The organism is Bradyrhizobium sp. (genome assembly GCF_049581145.1).
Classification (GTDB): domain Bacteria; phylum Pseudomonadota; class Alphaproteobacteria; order Rhizobiales; family Xanthobacteraceae; genus Bradyrhizobium.
On record NZ_JBAURI010000433.1, the window covers coordinates 1 to 1755 of the forward strand.

General features: G+C 65.5%; 3 protein-coding genes. All 3 read left to right on the forward strand.

The genetic code is table 11. From position 1 onward, the window contains the following. Positions 1-272: hypothetical protein (locus WCB02_RS14125; protein WP_423958838.1), on the forward strand; the 272-nt coding region annotated here is incomplete at its 5' end. Further along, positions 269-1540: a DUF4255 domain-containing protein gene (locus WCB02_RS14130; protein WP_423958839.1), complete on the forward strand. Its 1272-nt coding sequence runs from the start codon at positions 269-271 to the stop codon at positions 1538-1540. The genes WCB02_RS14125 and WCB02_RS14130, both read left to right, overlap by 4 nt. Beyond that, positions 1540-1755 (forward strand): hypothetical protein (locus WCB02_RS14135; protein WP_423958840.1); only part of this gene is annotated, 216 nt, incomplete at its 3' end. The genes WCB02_RS14130 and WCB02_RS14135, both read left to right, overlap by 1 nt.

A 1755-nucleotide genomic window follows, 5' to 3' on the forward strand; every position in this document is an offset into this window, starting at 1 on the left:
CACCGCTACTGGCCACGGCCGTCGGCACGCTGGACTCGACGCCGGCCGCACGTGCGCCCCCTCAGCCCGCGTCGATCAACCCCGGCCCAGCCCGCCGCGAGCAGGACGCGCACCGGACAGCGATCGAACCGCACGAGGTGCACATTCATATCGGCCGGATCGAGGTGACCGCAGCTCCTCCGACTCCGGTGCATCCGACTGTCACCACGCCGCGCCGCAACGCCATGGCGCTCGACGACTATCTCAAACGGCGTAACGGGAGCGCATCGTGAGCAACGCCCTCGGAATTGCCGGCGTCACCGCGGTTCTGGAAAGCCTGCTGCAAAGCATCCTGACGAACGCGAACATCGGATCGCCCAAGGCCTCGGCTGTGGCGCCCGATATCGTCCAGGCGAGCCTCGGCACCGGCACGCAACCGCAGGTGAACTTGTTTCTGCATCAAGTGACGTTGAACTCCGCCTGGCGCAATGTTGAATTGCCTGCCGTCGCCGCCGATGGCGCCACACGCATCGCCAATCCCCCGCTCGCGCTCGACCTGCATTATCTGCTGACCGCCTACGCGTCGGAGGATTACGAAGCTGAAATCCTGCTTGGCCTCGGCGTGCAGTTCATCCACGAAAACCCCATCCTGCCGCGAAGCCAGATCCGCAGCACGCTCGCTAACTTGCCGGCAGCAAACTCCCTATCGACGTTGCTGGCGGCCTCGGGGATCGCCGACCAGATCGAGATGATCAAGCTTGCGCCCGCGACGCTCGGCCGCGAGGAACTCGCATGGCTGTGGACTGCGCTGAAAGCGGACTATCGGCCCACCTTCCCGTTCCAGGTCTCGACCGTGCTGATCCAGTCGCACGCACCGCTCCTCTCGACGTTACCGGTGCTGCAGCGCCAGATCTCCGCTGTCGCCAGCATGACGCCGCCGCTGCCGACGCTCACCGAGGTCGATCCGTCCGTCGGGCAGCCGGCCGCCTGCCTCGGCGACGTCGTGACCGTGCAGGGCTCAAATCTCAGCGCCGCCGCTGGCGTCGTCCTGTCCAATCCTCGTCTCGGCATCAAGCAGACCCTGACGTCGCTCACAAACGTGCAAGCCAATTCGTTCCAGTTCACCGTACTCAATCCATCGCTGCCGCCGCTGCAAGCGAACCCGACCGACCTGCCGGCCGGCGTCTACCTCTTGTCAACACAAGTGCCGCAGGGCAGCGACACGCTGATGTCCAACGGCCTGCCACTCGCGATCGCACCCAAAATCGCCGCGGCTTGGGAGCCCGGCACGCTGGCCTCCGGTACTGCCGTCTCCGTCACCGTTCCGTGCACGCCTTATCTGCGTGTCGGGCAGCAGGCGTCATTGCTGATTGGCAGCCAGGAGGCGCCGGCTAATCCTTTCGCGGCGCCGACCAATTCGCCTTCATTCACCTTTGCGACCCTGCAGCCCACCGGGCGTTCGGTGCCCGTGCGACTGCGCGTCGACGGCATCGACAGCCCGATCATTGACATGACCAAGTCGCCGCCGGTTTTCACTGGCCCATCGGTTCAGGTGACGTGATGCGGCAGGCAGCGCGCAAATCCGTTTGGCTCGACGCCAACCAGGCGCACCTGGTTGCGGAGTTTGCCCGTCTCAAGGACCTGCTCGGCGACAAATCGGAGACTGCGGGCGCGGCCACAGGCGCTGGCGTACGGTGGAAAATGCGGACGCCGCCGGCCATCGACGCGCTGACCCGCCTTTTCGAGCTAAGCGAGTTCGAGCGCGAAGTCCTACTG